Annotated in this window: 13 protein-coding genes and 2 pseudogenes; 12 read left to right on the forward strand and 3 right to left on the reverse strand. The window is 42.5% G+C overall.

Annotated elements, in window-relative coordinates:
* Window position 1 precedes the first annotated feature (1 nt).
* Together DW083_RS01560 and DW083_RS01565 are read left to right on the forward strand one after the other, a co-directional pair.
* A complete protein-coding gene (locus DW083_RS01560; RefSeq protein WP_122331194.1) occupies window positions 2-1,534 on the forward strand; it encodes a TldD/PmbA family protein in 1,533 nt (510 codons plus the stop codon).
* Between the two features lie 32 nt (window positions 1,535-1,566).
* Complete coding sequence (locus tag DW083_RS01565; RefSeq protein ID WP_122331195.1) at window positions 1,567-2,886, forward strand: TldD/PmbA family protein; 1,320 nt, start codon at window positions 1,567-1,569, stop codon at window positions 2,884-2,886.
* 179 nt (window positions 2,887-3,065) lie between these two features.
* Here the strand turns inward: DW083_RS01565 and DW083_RS01570 are convergent, their stop codons facing one another.
* The 3 genes and pseudogenes from DW083_RS01570 to DW083_RS01580 form a co-directional block, all read right to left on the reverse strand.
* Complete coding sequence (locus tag DW083_RS01570) at window positions 3,066-3,719, reverse strand: hemolysin III family protein (protein ID WP_122331196.1); 654 nt, start codon at window positions 3,717-3,719, stop codon at window positions 3,066-3,068.
* A 4-nt stretch (window positions 3,720-3,723) separates the two neighbouring features.
* Window positions 3,724-3,930, reverse strand: a complete 207-nt coding sequence (locus DW083_RS01575) for a heavy-metal-associated domain-containing protein (RefSeq protein WP_122331197.1) — start codon at window positions 3,928-3,930, stop codon at window positions 3,724-3,726.
* Between the two features lie 21 nt (window positions 3,931-3,951).
* Window positions 3,952-6,160 (reverse strand): annotated as a pseudogene (locus DW083_RS01580) (heavy metal translocating P-type ATPase).
* A gap of 189 nt (window positions 6,161-6,349) precedes the next feature.
* Here DW083_RS01580 and DW083_RS01585 point away from each other — a divergent pair.
* From DW083_RS01585 to DW083_RS01630, 10 genes and pseudogenes are all read left to right on the forward strand, one after another.
* Entirely contained in the window at window positions 6,350-6,802 is a 453-nt protein-coding gene (locus DW083_RS01585) for a YhcH/YjgK/YiaL family protein (RefSeq protein WP_115498955.1), read from the forward strand.
* A gap of 360 nt (window positions 6,803-7,162) precedes the next feature.
* On the forward strand, window positions 7,163-7,525 hold the full coding sequence (locus DW083_RS01590; protein ID WP_115498954.1) for a response regulator transcription factor: 363 nt from the start codon (window positions 7,163-7,165) through the stop codon (window positions 7,523-7,525).
* Window positions 7,526-7,530: 5 nt separating this feature from the next.
* Entirely contained in the window at window positions 7,531-8,679 is a 1,149-nt protein-coding gene (locus DW083_RS01595; RefSeq protein ID WP_122331198.1) for a sugar transferase, read from the forward strand.
* A 33-nt stretch (window positions 8,680-8,712) separates the two neighbouring features.
* Complete coding sequence (locus tag DW083_RS01600; protein ID WP_115498952.1) at window positions 8,713-9,516, forward strand: TolC family protein; 804 nt, start codon at window positions 8,713-8,715, stop codon at window positions 9,514-9,516.
* Window positions 9,516-11,678 (forward strand): hypothetical protein, encoded by a 2,163-nt coding sequence (locus tag DW083_RS01605; RefSeq protein WP_122331199.1) that lies wholly within the window; start codon window positions 9,516-9,518, stop codon window positions 11,676-11,678. The genes DW083_RS01600 and DW083_RS01605 overlap by 1 nt, the downstream gene beginning before the upstream one ends.
* A gap of 3 nt (window positions 11,679-11,681) precedes the next feature.
* Window positions 11,682-13,133 (forward strand): O-antigen ligase, encoded by a 1,452-nt coding sequence (locus DW083_RS01610; protein ID WP_122331200.1) that lies wholly within the window; start codon window positions 11,682-11,684, stop codon window positions 13,131-13,133.
* Window positions 13,134-13,145: 12 nt separating this feature from the next.
* Entirely contained in the window at window positions 13,146-14,375 is a 1,230-nt protein-coding gene (locus DW083_RS01615) for a glycosyltransferase family 2 protein (protein WP_122331201.1), read from the forward strand.
* 16 nt (window positions 14,376-14,391) lie between these two features.
* Window positions 14,392-15,515 (forward strand): annotated as a pseudogene (locus DW083_RS01620) (glycosyltransferase family 4 protein).
* A gap of 130 nt (window positions 15,516-15,645) precedes the next feature.
* Window positions 15,646-16,728: a glycosyltransferase gene (locus DW083_RS01625; RefSeq protein WP_233551687.1), complete on the forward strand. Its 1,083-nt coding sequence runs from the start codon at window positions 15,646-15,648 to the stop codon at window positions 16,726-16,728.
* Complete coding sequence (locus DW083_RS01630) at window positions 16,725-17,345, forward strand: phosphoribosyltransferase (protein ID WP_233551688.1); 621 nt, start codon at window positions 16,725-16,727, stop codon at window positions 17,343-17,345. Before DW083_RS01625 ends, DW083_RS01630 begins: the two co-directional genes overlap by 4 nt.
* The last annotated feature ends 23 nt before the right edge of the window (window positions 17,346-17,368 follow it).

The raw sequence follows: 17,368 nt of genomic DNA on the forward strand, positions 1-17,368 counted from the left end.
TATGAAATACAACAGACGTGATTTTATTAAAACAGGAGGTATGGTTATGCTCGGATCATTAGCGGTTCCCTCTTTCTTGGGAAGTTGTGCCGGTAATGAAGCAGACAAGGCTACCGGTATCTCATTCGCTCAGAACCATTTTGGTGTAAGTGAAAGCGACATGAAAAAAGTGCTGGCAGCAGCACTCGAAAAAGGCGGTGATTATGCCGACTTGTTCTTTGAACATTCTTACCGGAATAACATCGGATTGCAGGACGGGGCGGTAAACCGCGCTTCTTCCAATATCGACTTCGGTATGGGTGTACGTGTATTGGCCGGCGATCAGACCGGTTATGCCTATGTAGAAAACGTAACGCTCGACGAGATGCTGAAAGCAGCCCGGACGGCTGCCCGCATCGCAACAGGTTCGGCCGGCAAAGCTCCGGTAAACCTGACAGAGGAACCGATCATTAATAATTATTACGGCATACAGACTCCTTGGGATGAGATTGCCGTAAACACAAAGACTCCTTACCTGCAGAAGCTGAACGACCAGATTTTTGCACTCGACAAACGGGTGCATAAAGTAATGGCTTCATTAGGTGACACGACTTCACATATCCTGTTCTGCAACTCGGAGGGACAGACGTACTATGATTACCGTCCGATGGTAACATTGAGTGCGGTCTGCATCATGGAAGACAATGGCAAAATAGAAAACTCGTATGCTTCCCGCGCTTTCCGTATGGGAGCCGAGTTCCTGACGGACGATATCATCAGCGAAGTGGCAAAAGAAGCGGTGGAAAAGACTTCTATCCTCTTCCAGGCGATCAAGCCTAAAGGGGGTGAAATGCCTGTCGTAATGGGTGCCGGCGGTTCCGGTATCCTGCTCCACGAAGCAATCGGCCATGCTTTCGAGGCTGACTTCAACCGCAAGAATACTTCTATCTTCTCCGACCAGCTGAACAAGAAGGTCTGCAACGAGCATATCAACGTAGTGGACGACGGAACGATCCCCTTCAACCGTGGTTCTGTCAATATCGACGACGAAGGTATTCCCGGCCAGAAGACATATATCGTCAAAGAAGGTATCCTGACCAGCTATATGCACGACCGTATCAGTGCCAAACATTACGGTATCCCGTCAACGGGTAACGGCCGCCGCAAATCATTCCGCCAGATGCCGATCCCGCGTATGCGTGCTACTTATATGGAAGCTGGAAACGTAACGGAAGAAGAGATGATCTCGACAGTGAAGAAAGGTATTTATGCTTCCAGCTTCACCAACGGACAGGTACAGATCGGTGCGGGCGACTTCACGTTCTTCGTGAAAGACGGCTACCTGATCGAGAACGGCAAGCTGACACAGCCGATCAAGGATATCAACATCATCGGTAACGGTCCGCGTGCGCTGGCCGACATAACGATGGTCGGAAACAATTATAAGATGGATAACGGCACCTGGACATGCGGTAAGGACGGACAGTCCTGCCCGGTTACCTGCGGTATGCCGTCTGCTTTGGTTAGTAAACTCACAGTGGGAGGAGAAAGCTGATTTCATAATTCTTAATTCATAATTAGAATAGCATGATAACGAACGAAAATAAAAAACTGGCTCAATGGGCGATGGAGTTTGCCCTGAAAAACGGTTGCCAGGCCTCACGCGTGAGTATCTATAACGGCTCAAGCAGTTCTTTCGAAATACGCGACATGAAAATGGATCGTTTGCAGCAGGCATCGGAAAACAGTCTGGTGATCCACCTGTATGTGGACGGACGTTTCGGTTCTTTCTCCACAAACCGGCTGGATAAAAAGGAACTGGAAGGTTTTATCCGCAATGGCATCGATTCGACCCGGTTCTTAGCGGAAGACAAAGCCCGCACATTGCCCGATGCTTCTCTTTATTATAAAGGCGGTGGCGCAGACCTGCAACTGATGGATCCGAAATTCGATTCGATACAGCCGGACGACAAAGTGGCACTCGCCATGAATGTCTGCAACGAAATGATGGGCAAAGACAACCGCATCATCTCCGCCAACTCATCCTACAGCGACGAGAAAGACTTCAAATATATGGTTGCCAGCAATGGCTTCGAAGGAGAAGCCTCCGGTTCTTCTTTCAGCCTGGTAGCCAGCGTAAGCATCAAGGGCGAAGGCGATGCCCGCCCGGAATCGTACTGGTTCGATTCTTCCCTTTATTACGACGCATTGATAAAAGAGGGATTGGGAGTAAAAGCCCTGGAACGGGTCCTACGTAAATTGGGACAGAAAAAAGTGGCTTCCGGCAAGTATCAGATGGTGGTAGACAATATGAACTCCGCCCGCCTGATCTCTCCGGTAATCGACGCTTTATACGGTTCTTCCATTCAGCAGAAAAACTCTTTCCTTCTGGATAAGATCGATCAGAAAGTATTGGGCGACAAGTTAACGATTATCGATGAGCCGCATATGGTAGGTGCATCCGGCGCCCGTTACTTCGACGGCGAAGGTGTAGCGACTAAACGTATGCCGGTATTTGAAAACGGTGTCCTGAAAACATACTATATCGATACCTATTCTGCCAATAAAATGGGCATGAAACAGACAATCGCCTCTCCTTCCATTCTGACGATGCAGATGGGCAATAAAGATACGGAAGGTTTGATCGCCTCTGTCGATAAAGGTATCTTAGTAACCGGCTTCAATGGCGGTAACAGCAATAGTACGACCGGTGACTTCTCTTATGGCGTGGAAGGCTTCCTGATCGAAAAAGGGAAACTGACACAACCGATCTCTGAAATGAATGCGACCGGCAACATGATTTCCCTGTGGAGCAACCTTGCCGAAATCGGAAACGACCCGCGTACCTATTCCAGTTGGCGCGTTCCTTCGTTAATATTCGACGGGGTGGATTTCAGCGGACTATAATGAATGAAAACGAAGAGGATGTGTCAAAAGTCCTAATTATAGCGTCTGTGTCTTGGCGGGCTTGACCCGCCATCCCATCCTAATCCATTGTAAATCAATTTAGGATAAGATTGCGGGGCAAGCCCGCAATGACACGCTAAAGCGTTAGAACTTACTTTTGACACATCCTCCTTTCGTTTTTATACCAACAGATAAACCGATATAAAGTGACAGACGCTTCCCCCGAGCACAAAGAGATGCCAGGCCGGATGCATATATTTGTATTTATCCAAGAAAAAGCACAGACTGCCGGCTGTATAGAAAAGACCGCCGCCGATCAGCCAATACAACACATCCATCGAATCCGTTTCACGAAGAACATGAAGCAAAGGCTTAAAGGCGATAACGACCACCCAGCCCATTGCCAGATAGCAAACCGTTTTCAGATGGTCTTTCTTTCTCATCCTGCGAAAACTGAGCCAGACACCAACCGCAGCGGCAATCCATACAATTGCGAACAGTGTCCATCCCCAATAACCTTCCTGCCGGAGAGCAACCAGGGTAAACGGCGTATATGTTCCTGCAATATGCAAATAGATGGCACTATGATCGAACCGGCGCAATAGTCTTTTCTGCCGCGCATTCGTCGAAGCATGGTAGAAAGTTGAAGTCACGTATGAAAGCGTCATGCAAACAGAGTAAACGGCAAAACTGCCGACCGCCCAGGGATTACTGCTACGGATAGCCGCAGTCATTAAAACAATGATTGCGGCTATGCCAAAGAGCATCCCGGCACCGTGTGTCAACACATTGGCGACTTCCTCGCCGTGAGTTTGTCTTTGTCGGGCAACCATCCGGTTAGAGCTGTTCAGCTTTGAAACCAGCTTCTTTTACGGTTGCGATCACGGTTGCAGGCGCAATATCCGTTTTTACTTCCAAGACCTTGTTTGGATCGGCCAGATTGATCGACCAGTCGTCCGAAGACATTATCGTATTAAGCTTTGCACCTATTGCAGATACACATCCACCACATTTGGCATTTGTTTTAAATTTCATTGTTGCCATAATCACGCTAATTTTAAATTATTATTTCATGAATTTTAATCGTAAACTATTCAATACTACCGATACGGAACTGAATGCCATCGCCGCACTCGCCAACATCGGATTTAACAACAGTCCGTTTACCGGGAACAGGACGCCTGCCGCCAACGGAATGCCTATTACATTATATATAAAAGCCCAGAACAGGTTCTGATAGATCAGCCGGACCGTCTGCTTCGACAGGCGGATAGCCTCGGGAAGCAACAACAGATCGGACGTAATGAGCGTAACCATTGCCACATCCATGGCAATATCCGTCCCTTTCCCCATCGCTATGCTGACATCCGCACGGGCAAGCGCCTGCGAGTCGTTAATACCGTCGCCGACCATTGCCACCTTCTTTCCCTGCTGCTGGAGGGAAACGATATACGCTTCCTTATCGTTGGGCATCACTTCTGCCTTGTAATAATCGATTCCTAATGTAGCCGCTACCCGCTCAGCCGTCCGTACACCGTCGCCCGTCAAAAGATGGACTTCTATCCCCTGCTTTTTAAGCTCCTTAACAGCGGCAGCTGATGTGGGCTTGATGCGATCCGAGATAGCCAGGATAGCCAACAGTGTGGCATCCTGCCCGTAAAAGACAACGCTTTGCCCCTCTTCCTGCCACTTTTCGATCTGCTTCCGTACCTTTTCGGGAACATTTGCCTGGAATATCTCTAACAATCCCTGACTACCGACCCAATACGTGACACCCTCCACCCGGATGCGGACACCTCGACCTGTCAGGCTTTCAAAGTTATCCGTATCGCATACCTTTGCACCGGAATCATCTAACCAGCGGATAATGGCGGAAGCCAAAGGATGTTCGGATTTCTGTTCCGCCGTATATAAGATATCCAGATAACGGGTGTTATCCTCTGAAATCCAGTAGGAATCCGTAACAACAGGAATGCCTTCCGTCAATGTCCCGGTCTTATCCATCACAACCGTATCGATCTTACATAAATTCTCCAGTGCAAAAGCATCCTTTATCAGGATATGACGTTCCGCCCCTTTTCCCATTCCGACCATCAAGCTGTCGGAGTAGCTAACCCCAAGGCACACGGGCAGGCGATTACCAAGACCGATACAGCCGATAGCAGTGCATACGAAAAGTATCCTTCACCACCGATAACCAGCCAACAGACAAATGTAATCAGCGATAACAAAACGACGACAGGTACAAATATACCGCTTATTTTATCAACAATACGCTGGACCGGTGCTTTACTCCCCTGTGCAGCCTGTACCATCTGTACGATCTGCGCCAGGACAGTTGTGTTACCGACGCCTGTTGCTTCCATTGTAAAGGCACCTTTTTGGTTGATTGTTCCCGCCAGGACACGGTCGCCTGCCGCTTTCTCCACCGAGATCGGTTCACCGCTCAACATACTTTCATCCACGGATGAATTTCCCTGCAACAGAGTCCCGTCCACCGGAATCTTTTCCCCTGGACGTACACTCACGACATTTCCCACCTGAAGCGTAGAGATCGGCACTTCTTCCTCTTTCCCATCCGTAACCAGCCGGGCAGTCTTAGGCTGCAACCCCATCAACCCTTTTATAGCCGAAGAAGTACTGTTCTTGGCCCGCTCTTCCATCAATTTTCCCAACAATACAAAGGCTATGATCACTCCGGATGCTTCATAATAGACATGAGGCTCCAAACCTTTATCCAGCCAAAAACCGGGACACAATGTATTGAAAAGACTGAACAGGAAAGCGATCGAAGTACTGAGCGCCACCAATGTATCCATATTGGCCTTTCCCTTTAACGCATGCCGCACGCCGCTCACATAGAACGAACGGCCGAAAAAGACCATGATAGCCAATGCCAACGCCATCATAATCCAGTTTCCGAACGGCATATGCATGAATACCATCCTAACAGGGCTAAAGGAATGGATAACACCCATGCCCCTATCGTATTCCGTTTCAAGACCCTGTAATGCTCGCGGGCCATCTCTTCCTGCATGGCCACGGGGTCTTCCGCCTCGACGATCAAATCATATCCGGCAGCCTGTACGGCGGCTTGCATGGCTTGCAAAGTAATAACAGCAGGATGGTAGGTAACCGTCAACGTATTAGCTGCAAAATTCACGGCCGCCTTCTCTACGCCCGGTAAAGCCTGCACCGTGCTCTCCACATTACCTGCACAAACGGCACAACTCATTTCAAGGACGGGCAATATCTTAGTTTCTATTTCTCTCATATCGCATTTAGATGTCAAAATTGTTTCCAATAGTATAACAAAGATACGGTTTATTCGGTTATCCCGGAATTAAAAAAAGATTCTGTGAATTTAATAGAATTATTTGCAGAAAGGGGCTATTATTTAACATTCGAATATGCGACCTTTGTCCAATAATCAAACGAATGAACGAATTAAAATTTAAGACGTATGATACTTGATTCATTGAACAACACAGAAAAAATCGAATGCCTGCATCCTCTATTCAAAAAAGCATTCGATTATGTAAAATCCACCGACTTCTCTAAAATGGAAGATGGGAAATATGAACTGGATGGTTCCCGTTTATACGTAAGCATCGCCAGTATCTTCGGCAAAGAGAAACAAGATGCCGCTATCGAAACGCATAAAAAATACATTGACATCCAGATGCCTTTGTTAGGCGTTGAAAAAATCGGTTGGAAACCCGGATGCGAGTTACAGGAAGAATCTGCTCCATACAATGAACAGAAAGACATTACATTTTATGTCGACCGCCCGACTGCCTACACAAAAATCTACCCGGGACAGTTTGCCATCTATTTCCCGGAAGACGGCCATGCACCCGGTATCGGCCAGGGGAACATCCGTAAAGTAATCGTGAAGGTACAAGTAGAAGAATAAAAACATATATGCTTCGTTTTTAAGACGCCCCTGTTTTGAAAACGAAGCATATATGTTTTATGTCGAAAACAGAGTCACCAAGCCTAACACCAGACTGAAAAAGCCATAAATTCCTCCAAAACAGTACAGAATACACATTTTCCGCAAATTTGCGACTTAATATTCTTTGATTTTCAAAAGTTTTATCTAATTTTGCAAAGACTTGTTCGCGTAGACACTATTATTCCAATGAAATTATAAACGACTAACCCTATCCTAAAACTTTTAGGTTAGGGATTTTTATTTATGAATATCTGTGTCCAGACATGAAAAGTCAGTCAATTTGTAACAGAGTTGCAGGGAAATGTTAAATAGCCAAAGATGAAGTCGATTCTAATTGTTGATGATAAACCGGAGATAGCAAAGATCATTATGATCTACTTATCCAGTTCGTATCAGGTAGTGTACATGGAGAATCCGGTAAAGGCCATATCGTGGATGAACGAAGGTAATATCCCGGACGGTATTATATCTGATCTGAACATGCCGGAAATGAGTGGTGAAGAATTTGTCTGTTATTTGAAAGGGAATGACCTTTTCAATCATATTCCTATTCTGGTCCTATCAAGCGAAGAAGGCAGTGCGACAAGAATACGTTTATTAGAACACGGAGCTGAAGATTTCATCGTAAAACCATTCAATCCTGAAGAATTAAGAATAAGGGTAAAAAGAATTGTAAAATAATAGATATGGAATATATCTTTTTGGGAAATCACTCTTCATTACCGCAACGGTTGGAGAGAGCCTTAAATCAAAGTGTATTGGAATGCCTGACCTTGGCAAATATTTGTCAGGTAATGGAGCATCTTAACTCTTCCAGTATTTGTGTATTCTTGGAAAAAAATGATGTTCATGCAGATCAGGATACAATTCGGAAATTACGCCAACTTTATTCAAATGCATATATTATTTTGTTCGGCCGTTCATTGAGCAAAGAAGACAAAATTGCATATATAAAGGCCGGAGTCAACTGTGTCATAACGGAAGAGATTACCAAGGAAGACTTACTCCGTTTACTTGCCATAGCCGAAGATTTCTCGAATAAAAAAGCCATAAACGAAAAACCGAATGAAGTTATTGGCGGATTATCATTTTTCCGCCTCCCCCTTTGGAAACGGGCTTTCGATATTGTTGCATCATTAGGAGCGATAATATGCCTGTCTCCTGTTTTCATCCTAACCGCTATTGCGATAGAACTGGAAAGCAAGGGGTCGATCGTTTACAAATCAAAACGTGTCGGCAGTAATTACAAAATATTCGATTTTTATAAATTCCGCTCCATGTATCCTGATGCAGATAAAAGGCTGGCTGAATACAGGACGCAAAACCAATATGTCATGGAAGCCGAAGAGCTTAACTCTTCGGCTCCTGCAGCACTGCAGGTAGCTACGGTAAATGGCCAAATGCCAAGCGCTGTTTTGTTTTCTGATAACTTTAGCACAAATGAGCAAGATTATCTGAAAAATAAATCGACAGAACGGGCCAATACTTTCTTTAAAATGGAAAACGATCCGCGCATTACCCGCGTAGGTCAATTTATCCGCAAATACAGTATCGACGAACTCCCGCAACTATTCAACATACTAAAAGGCGATATGTCTGTTGTTGGTAACCGTCCTCTGCCCATCTACGAAGCGGAGCAACTTACTTCTGACAGTTACATAGAACGTTTTATGGCCCCTTCAGGGTTAACTGGCCTTTGGCAGGTGGAAAAGCGGGGAAGCTCCGGCAAATTGTCACCTGAAGAGCGCAAACAACTGGATATTAAATATGCCCGTACATTTTCTTTCGCGCTGGATATGAAAATCATCTTACGCACTTTTACTGCTTTTATCTAGGAGGAGAATGTTTAAACCCGAAGGAGAAACACCATGAAAACAACATTTATATTATTATTGATATTCAGCTCCATACATTGCATAGCACAAAAAAAGAAAAGCTATACAGACAATGCTACTGTCGTGGAAGTCAGTGCCAATTCCGAGTCCGATTCCATACAGGCAATGTTGGATGATTACGAGCGCATTCAATTGCCTCCCCTATCCGTATTCCTTCAATCCGTCTACGAGCATCCATCTGTAAAGATCTATGAAGCAAGGCGGGACGAAGCAAATGCAGAACGGGAAATCACGCATCGCGAATGGCTCAATTATTTGAGATTGCAAGGAACATATCAATACGGACGAAATAACCTCTATTCGACTTCTATCACAGAGGGAACCCCTGTAGACCCTATAATCAGTAACGTAGGAAACAATCAGAATTTATATAATGTTGGGGTGTCTGTCAGTATCCCAATAGGGGATTTGACAAGTAGGAAACAAAAAAACAGAGTAAAGAAAGCACAATATATTCAGCTGCAATCTGAATATGAAATGTCGGTAGAAGAACGGAAATTAATGATTTTACAAGCTTATAACAACGTGCTCCAGCAATTAGCAACGTTAAAAGCAAAATCTGATGCAGCCGCTTTATACAATGCCCAAATGAAAATATCAGAACAAGATTTCATTAATGGGAAAATCGACATTACATCACTTTCCCTTGAAAGAGGCCGCCGTTCAAGTGCTGTAATCACCTATCAGGAAGGCCGTGCCGCTCTACATAATGCCGTTACATTGCTCGAGATGCTTACGAACGTAAAGATTATCAACAGAAGCAACCAGGAAGAATAATGAATATAACATTATATATAATACGTTTTCTTTACCGGATTCGATATCAACTGATATTTGGCTCTGTCATCGTTACGGGGTTAGTCATTTATTTTTCCCGCTTTATACCTAAAACATATACCGTAAAAACAACAATCTATACAGGCATTGTCACAGATACAGGCTTAAATAGTGATCAACAGCCAGCGAATTGGAAATCGGTAGAAAATATGTTTGATAATCTGGTTAAACTAACTAAAGAAAAAGGCATACAGAAAATTATTGCAATTAAATTGCTCGCTATAAATCTTGTTCATGGAGATCCTGATGCAGATAATCTTTACATAAGAGCTAAAAATTATAAGGATCTGATAAAAATTATTCCGGAAGATTTATTACAACTGGTCGACAAAACCTCTGAGAAAAAAACAATAGACAATTTCATAAAATACATGAAAAATGATCCGGAAAATTTCTTGTATGAATTACTAAATAACAACGGACCGTTTTATAGCTATAACAGCCTGTCCACTATTGCCGCAAAAAGACTGGATAATAGCGACCTCATAGAAATCTCTTATCAGACTGCGGATCCGGGTATTACCTTAAATACAGTCAAATTAATCTATGAAGAATTGCGCGCTGCCTATGAAGACATACGCTATAAAGCAACCAATGATATTGTTGCTTATTATGAAAAAGAGCTTAAAAGGCTACAGACAAAACTATCAGGTTTGGAAGACAAATTAGTTAACTACAATGTAGAAAACAGCGTCATTAACTATCCGGAACAAACAAAAGCTATAGCTAATTCTTATTCTGAATTTGAGAACCGCTACGAAGCTACCCGAAGAGCTTATGAAAGTGCAAATAGAGTCATTCAAGATATGGAACAATATATGAATACCCGGACAAAACTGGTGAAAGCCAATGACGATTTTATCCGTGCTTTAAATGAAATATCTTCCGTTAATGGGAAAATAACTGAAATCGAAACTTTTAACTCGGAAGAGATGCAAGCTAAAAATACTGAATTACAAGAATATAAGACACAATTAAAGAATGCCGAGCAAAAGATATCCTCTTTAACGACAATGATAAACAGCTACAAAGAAAGTAAAGAAGGAATCGCGATTGATGGACTTGTTGATGAATGGTTAAAGCAAACCATTGTGAAGACAAAAGCGGAGGCAGAGTTGAATGTCTTAGATCAAAGAAGAAAAGTTTACAATGAACAATACAAGCTTTATTCTCCCATCGGAACACAAATTGACAGGCAACAGCGCGAAATTAAAGTATTAGAACAATCCTACTTGCAAATGTTGCATGCGCTGAATATGGCTAAAATGAAACAAAAAGACATACAGCTCACATCTGCAACACTAAGATTGATCTCCGAGCCGACATTTCCCATCCTCAGTGACAAAAGCAAACGCTCGTTGCTGGTCATAGCAGCTTTTATGGGGAGTATACTTTTCATTATCGGATTCAATTTATTAATCGAATTACTGGATCGTACGTTACGGGATGCAGACCGTGCAAAACGTCTTACCGGACTTCCGGTTCTGGCTGCATTTACCGGACACATAAATTTGAAATACCGAGGGTTTACGAAAGCATCAAACAGGGTTGTTGCAGCCTATTGTTGTAATCAATTAAATGTATTCTTACAGCTTGGACAGACATCAATCATTAATTTGATCAGTTTTGGAGAACAAGAAGGAAAAGGTTTTATCGCTTCCTATTTGCAGGAATATTGGGAAGATCTGGGATTCAATGTCAAAATCATAACCTATGGTAAAGACTATAATTCCCAATCGATGGTATATGCTCTGGCCCACAGTATTTTTAATATATACGAACCACCATACGGACAAGACAATCCGGATATCCTGATAGTCAAATATCCTCCATTGAGGGAATACCCGATATCTACAGACTTATTACAGGAAGCGCAGGTCAATCTGTTAGTTGCAGATGCTTGCCGGGTATGGTCAACCAGCGATACCCAACTTCTGGAGCATTTTAGAAAACAGGTAAAAGAGAAACCTCTTTATTTACTGTTGAATCGTACTGAACGGGAATTTGTGGAAGATTTTACCGGTCAGCTTCCTCCCTACTCCGGACTGAAAAATCTGATATTCCGGCTAAATCAATTTGGTATTACAGCTAATAAGGCATAATAAATGTATGGGATAAAAGAAGATACTAAATCTTTCAGCCCCTATCTGTTACTGGCAATAGGACTGATACTGTTAGCCTACTCATTGCTACAGCAAGTATGGTTGATGGCAGCAGCTGTTGTGATTATGCCCTTTCTTGCATTTTATCTTGTTACTGTGCTTAATAAGCCCTACTGGGGATTTATAACCTTGTTCACTCTGAACTACTTTTTCATCGGAGTTCTGCGTTATGTAAGCATCCAAAACAGCAGTGTTCTGATGGATAGCTTTATTGTCTTTCTATTAGTCTGCATATTTCTTTATTCCTTATGCGGAGGAAAAATACCTTGGCAAAGAGCTAATAATAAATTGTTGTACATATCACTGGTATGGATGATCTATGTATTTTTTGAATTATTCAATCCATCTGCGGTTACAGAAGCCTGGATATTCACCCGCAGTTCTTTTTATAACTTCACACTATTAGTAGTATTAACTTCTTTGCTATTAGGAAGAGTCGAAGATATTAAAAAAATACTTTTCCTTTTATCCATCTTCACGCTGATAGCGATCAGTAAAGCATTTATGCAACGTTATATGGGATTTGATGCTGGAGAAAGTGCTTGGTTGATAAGAACAGAAAGCTATAAAACACATCTTTTGTCAAGCGGTATCCGTTACTTTTCCATTTTCTCGGACGCCGGAAATTTCGGGTCGAATATGGGAATGGCTGCTGTTGTGTATATGATTCTCTCTTTTTACATCTCGCGAAAGGGACTCCGGTATTATTACAGATTCGTGTCTATACTTGCTGCATATGGGTTAATGATGTCTGGTACACGTGGTGCCATGATTGTTCCTCTTGGCGGATTAGCCATGTTTATTATTCTTAATAAAAATATCCGTTACATTGTAGGCGGGGCAATCTGTCTACTGTTTATTTATGTCTTCTTTGCCCAAACATACATTTTGGATTCAAACCGGCAGATACATCGTATGCGTACAGCTTTTCATCCGGAATTAGATGCATCTTACCTGGTCAGAAAAGCGAATCAGAAACGACTGGCCGAATATATGGTTCATAAACCATTTGGAGAAGGTGTTGGTCTGGCAGGTGTAGAAGGGCGCCGCTTTTCTCGCCGTTTTACAACCGAAATACCGACAGACTCACACTTCGTCAATATTTGGGTACAGTTTGGCATTGTCGGATTATGCCTGCATATCGCCATCCTACTCTTCATCATTTCATATAGCGCCTATCTGATTATGTTCCGTATTCGGAATAAAGAGTTAAAAGGTATGCTGATGGCCATGAATTGTGGGTTGTGGGGGATCATGCTCAGCGCATACGGCAATAACTTTTTCTGGCAATACCCGACTGGATATATCGTGTATATATTCCAAACATTTCTGGTTTTAGGCGAATCGTATGACAAAGAATTAACAACAGAACAAATGAAATTAGAATCAATATAGAACACATTAGATATGGATTACGAATATGAAATAAACAAATGGTGGGTTTCCAACGGAGAGATGCTAATAGAATATGCAGATGCAATCATATTTCTTTTGTTTCTAATAGCAGTATTGTATATTTTCATTTTTTCATTGGCATCATTGAAAAAGATGAAAAATAAATACCCTCCTGCCCGAAAAAAATACCGTTTCGTCGTTCTTTTCCCCGCTTATCAAGAAGATGCGGTTATCATTAATTCTGTCTGTTCATTTATGGAGCAGGATTATCCGTCTTATATGTATGAACTGATCGTTATAGCCGATAAGATGCAGGAAAGGACGATGCAAACACTAAAAGCACTGCCATCTATTACAGTATTAGAAGTACAATACGCTCAAAGTACAAAGACAAATGCACTTCGCCTTGCCATGGATTACCTGAGTACAAAAGAAGAAAAGTGCGATATGGTTGTAATCATGGATGCAGATAATATAGTAAACTCCTCTTTCCTGAATAAATTGAATGATGCCTATTACTCCGGGTGCCTGGCCATCCAGACACACCGGGTGGCAAAAAACAGGAATACAAATACAGCTGTTTTGGATGCAGTCAGTGAAGAAATCAATAATTCTATTTTCCGTTCGGGACATACCCGCCTGGGATTCTCTTCGGCATTGATAGGCTCCGGTATGGCGTTCGATTATGACTGGCTTAGGCAATATATCTATAAAGCAGCTCATGTCGGGGTGGACAAGCAACTGGAAGCGATGTTGCTTTCGCAAAATATATATATTGAATTTTTGGAAGATGTATATACTTACGATGAAAAAATTCAAAAGAAGGGGCAGTTTTATGAGCAGCGACGCAGATGGATTGCGACACAATTTACAAATTTGTTCTCCGGCCTGTGGAAACTACCCAGAGCTTTCTTCTCGGGTAATTGGGATTATTGCGATAAACTTTTACAATGGATGATGCCTCCGCGAGTTATCCTATTGGGCTTTCTGATAATATTTTCATTTATAACAACCTGGTACGATTGGACTTTATCCTTTAAATGGTGGGGAATCACATTTGTTCTGATTTTTTCTTTTTTCATGGCAATCCCGGATTATCTTGTGGACAAAAGATTTCGGAAAGCTATTTTCAGCTTACCGATCCTATTCCTGTTGATGTTCTTCAATCTTTTCCGGTTGAGAGGAGCTAACAAAGAATTTATTCATACGGCACATAGTGATCATTCATCCGATACAAATTAAAATAAAACCCGACAAAATGAAAATCGCCATAGAAGCACAACGTATTTTCCGTCCGAATAAGCATGGAATGGATTTTGTAGTTCTTGAAACCGTACGCGAATTGCAGAGGATAGATAAAGAAAATGAATATTTCATCTTTGTAAGCCCGGGACCGGACCATTGCCTGAGAGAAACGGATAATGTACATATCATCGAGGTACAATGCCCAACCTATCCACTTTGGGAGCAATGGGCATTGCCACGTGCCGTAAACAAAATCAAGCCTGATTTGCTTCATTGCACAAGTAATACAGCGCCTTTACGTACCAAGTACCTTTGGTTCTGACTCTCCATGACATTATTTTCCTGGAAAACAGGCAGAATAGTAGCAAATCGTTGTATCAAAATATGGGATGGCATTATAGACGCTTGGTTGTACCGCGCATTTTGCCTAAGTGTCGGAAAATCATCACCGTCTCCCATTTCGAATGTAACCGGATACGGGAAACGCTTCATTTGCCGGAAAATAAGATCATGGCTATCTATAATGGTTTTAGCAATCATTTTCATCCGTTGGATAATATAAAATCAGTCACGCAAAAATATATCTCAACAACCGGTTATCTGTTTTTCCTGGGAAATACGGACCCGAAGAAAAATACACCTCGTACGTTAAAAGCCTATCATTTGTACCTGCAACACTCCCAAGAGAAACGTCCTCTGTTGATCGCAGACCTAAAACCGGAATATGTAGATGAAATTTTGAAAGAGACTGGCATGGAAAATATTCGTCCTTATCTCCATCTGCCGGGTTATATTCCGAATACAGATTTGCCCTTCCTTTACAATGGAGCTTTTGCTTTCCTTTACACCTCTTTACGGGAAAGTTTCGGTATTCCTTTACTGGAAGCCATGGCTTGCGGAACCCCGGTTATAACATCCAATACATCATCCATGCCGGAAGTCGGGGGTGAAGGCGCTATCCTGACAGGTCCGACAGACGAGCAATCAATAGCGAATCAACTCCTTTTACTGGAACGAGATAAGGGGTTTTATCAAAAACAATCAGCTTACGGACTCGCACGTTCCAAACATTTTTCATGGGAACATACAGCCCACGAACTATTAAAATTATATCAATCGATTATCAAATCTAAATAAAGACATCATGGAAAACCGCGACTTCATCATTACCAGTTTACAACCTTGGGATATCGAAATAGGCAGTACGATCAAAAATACAGTATTAGAGATATCGAAAAAGAATCGGGTTTTGTATCTCAATACCCCGATGGATTATTCCACCCGATTCCGAGGTAACAAAAATAAAGCTTGGATTCGCAGGATGGATGTGATAAAAAAACAGGTCTCTCCTATTCGTCAACCTAACGAAAATATGTGGATTGCGGATTGTCCGTTTTGCATATTGCCGGTCGGGAAATTACCGACAAGTTTTTTATTTGATTGGGTGAATAAACTAAATAACCAAAAGATTGCAAACTATATCCACCAAATTGCAATGCAGTTAGGTTTTAATAATTATATCCATCTGATAGATACGGATATCTTTCGCAGTCAGTATTTAAAGGAGTATCTAAAACCGTCTCTCTCTATCTATTACTGCAGAGATTTTGTTATAGGCGAGTCCTATTGGAAAAAGAACGGAACAAGGCTTGAACCGCTATTGGCAGCCAAGTCCGATATCGTATTGGCAAACTCTACACATTTTGCCGAGCGTTTCCGGAAATATAATCGTCATACTTATCCCATCGAAACCGGAGTCAATCTGTCTCTGTACGACGGTAGAAAGAGCTGGCCTGTACCAGAAGATATGAAACCAGTTCCACACCCTGTAATCGGCTATGTGGGAACCGTTAACAGCACCCGCCTGGATAGCGATTTACTTCTGCGAATTGCAAAAAAACGTCCTACATACAGCTTTGTTTTTACAGGTCCGGAAGACGAAGTATTCAGCAAACATCCGATACACCAGCTTTCCAATGTCTATTTTTTAGGGAAAAAACCGGTCGAAACATTACCTGCCTATATCAGCAGTTACGATGTCTGTATCAATCCGCAAATGGTCAACGATATTACAAATGGGAATTATCCTTTAAAAATAGACGAATACCTGGCAATGGGGAAACCAACAGTAGCTACCAGTACTCATACCATGCAGGACATTTTTGCGGCGCATACATATCTTCCGGCAAATGAAGACGAATATCTCCAAGCCTTAGATAATGCGTTGAAAGAAACAAATAATCCCATGCGGAAAGAAGAACGCATCTGTTTTGCAGAAACACATAGTTGGGGACATAGTGTCCGAAAAATATACAACATTATCGATCAGTTTCAAAAAGAGGAATCATGAATTATAGAACCATATCCGACCTGAATCAGGTCATATTAAAACGTTTGCATATCATTCCCAGAGATATAGACCTGATTGTCGGTATTCCCCGTAGCGGAATGTTTCCGGCTAACCTTCTGGCTCTTTATCTAAACAGACCAGTGACAGACCTTGGCTCATTCATCAACGGGCATATCTATAAAACTGGAGAAAGGGGCCAGTTCTTCGATACCCGGCAATACAAAAAGGTATTGATTGTTGATGATAGCATTTCATCCGGTTCGGCTATGCAAAAATGCAAAGAGCAAGTCAAACATCTGGAGAATGATTTTAATATCCAATATTGTGTTGTGTATGCGATTCCCGGCACTGAAAATAAGGTCGATTATGCCCTGGATATAGTTCCTCTTCCTCGGTATTTCCAATGGAATATTTTAAATCATACCGTCTTGGAGAAAGCCTGCATGGATATAGACGGTGTCTTATGTGTGGATCCTACGCCAGAACAGAATGACGATGGGGAGCGGTATAAAGATTTCGTTCTACATGCACAGCCACTATTCATTCCAGGCTCCAGAATCGGAACACTGGTAACTTCCCGTTTGGAAAAATATAGGCAGAGACAGAAACCTGGTTAGAAGCCAATAAGGTTAAATACAAC

This window comes from Parabacteroides sp. AF48-14 (assembly GCF_003477465.1).
Classification (GTDB): Bacteria; Bacteroidota; Bacteroidia; order Bacteroidales; family Tannerellaceae; genus Parabacteroides; species Parabacteroides acidifaciens.

What these genes read in the sequence shown, in the direction of transcription:
- DW083_RS01585 (WP_115498955.1), top strand. Translation starts at nt 6,350, where the DNA reads ATGATACTTGATTCATTGAACAACACAGAAAAAATCGAATGCCTGCAT.
- DW083_RS01570 (WP_122331196.1), bottom strand. Translation starts at nt 3,719, where the DNA reads ATGGTTGCCCGACAAAGACAAACTCACGGCGAGGAAGTCGCCAATGTG.
- DW083_RS01625 (WP_233551687.1), top strand. Translation starts at nt 15,646, where the DNA reads ATGGATTATTCCACCCGATTCCGAGGTAACAAAAATAAAGCTTGGATT.
- DW083_RS01610 (WP_122331200.1), top strand. Translation starts at nt 11,682, where the DNA reads ATGTATGGGATAAAAGAAGATACTAAATCTTTCAGCCCCTATCTGTTA.
- DW083_RS01575 (WP_122331197.1), bottom strand. Translation starts at nt 3,930, where the DNA reads ATGGCAACAATGAAATTTAAAACAAATGCCAAATGTGGTGGATGTGTA.
- DW083_RS01565 (WP_122331195.1), top strand. Translation starts at nt 1,567, where the DNA reads ATGATAACGAACGAAAATAAAAAACTGGCTCAATGGGCGATGGAGTTT.
- DW083_RS01605 (WP_122331199.1), top strand. Translation starts at nt 9,516, where the DNA reads ATGAATATAACATTATATATAATACGTTTTCTTTACCGGATTCGATAT.
- DW083_RS01630 (WP_233551688.1), top strand. Translation starts at nt 16,725, where the DNA reads ATGAATTATAGAACCATATCCGACCTGAATCAGGTCATATTAAAACGT.
- DW083_RS01600 (WP_115498952.1), top strand. Translation starts at nt 8,713, where the DNA reads ATGAAAACAACATTTATATTATTATTGATATTCAGCTCCATACATTGC.
- DW083_RS01560 (WP_122331194.1), top strand. Translation starts at nt 2, where the DNA reads ATGAAATACAACAGACGTGATTTTATTAAAACAGGAGGTATGGTTATG.
- DW083_RS01595 (WP_122331198.1), top strand. Translation starts at nt 7,531, where the DNA reads ATGGAATATATCTTTTTGGGAAATCACTCTTCATTACCGCAACGGTTG.
- DW083_RS01615 (WP_122331201.1), top strand. Translation starts at nt 13,146, where the DNA reads ATGGATTACGAATATGAAATAAACAAATGGTGGGTTTCCAACGGAGAG.
- DW083_RS01590 (WP_115498954.1), top strand. Translation starts at nt 7,163, where the DNA reads ATGAAGTCGATTCTAATTGTTGATGATAAACCGGAGATAGCAAAGATC.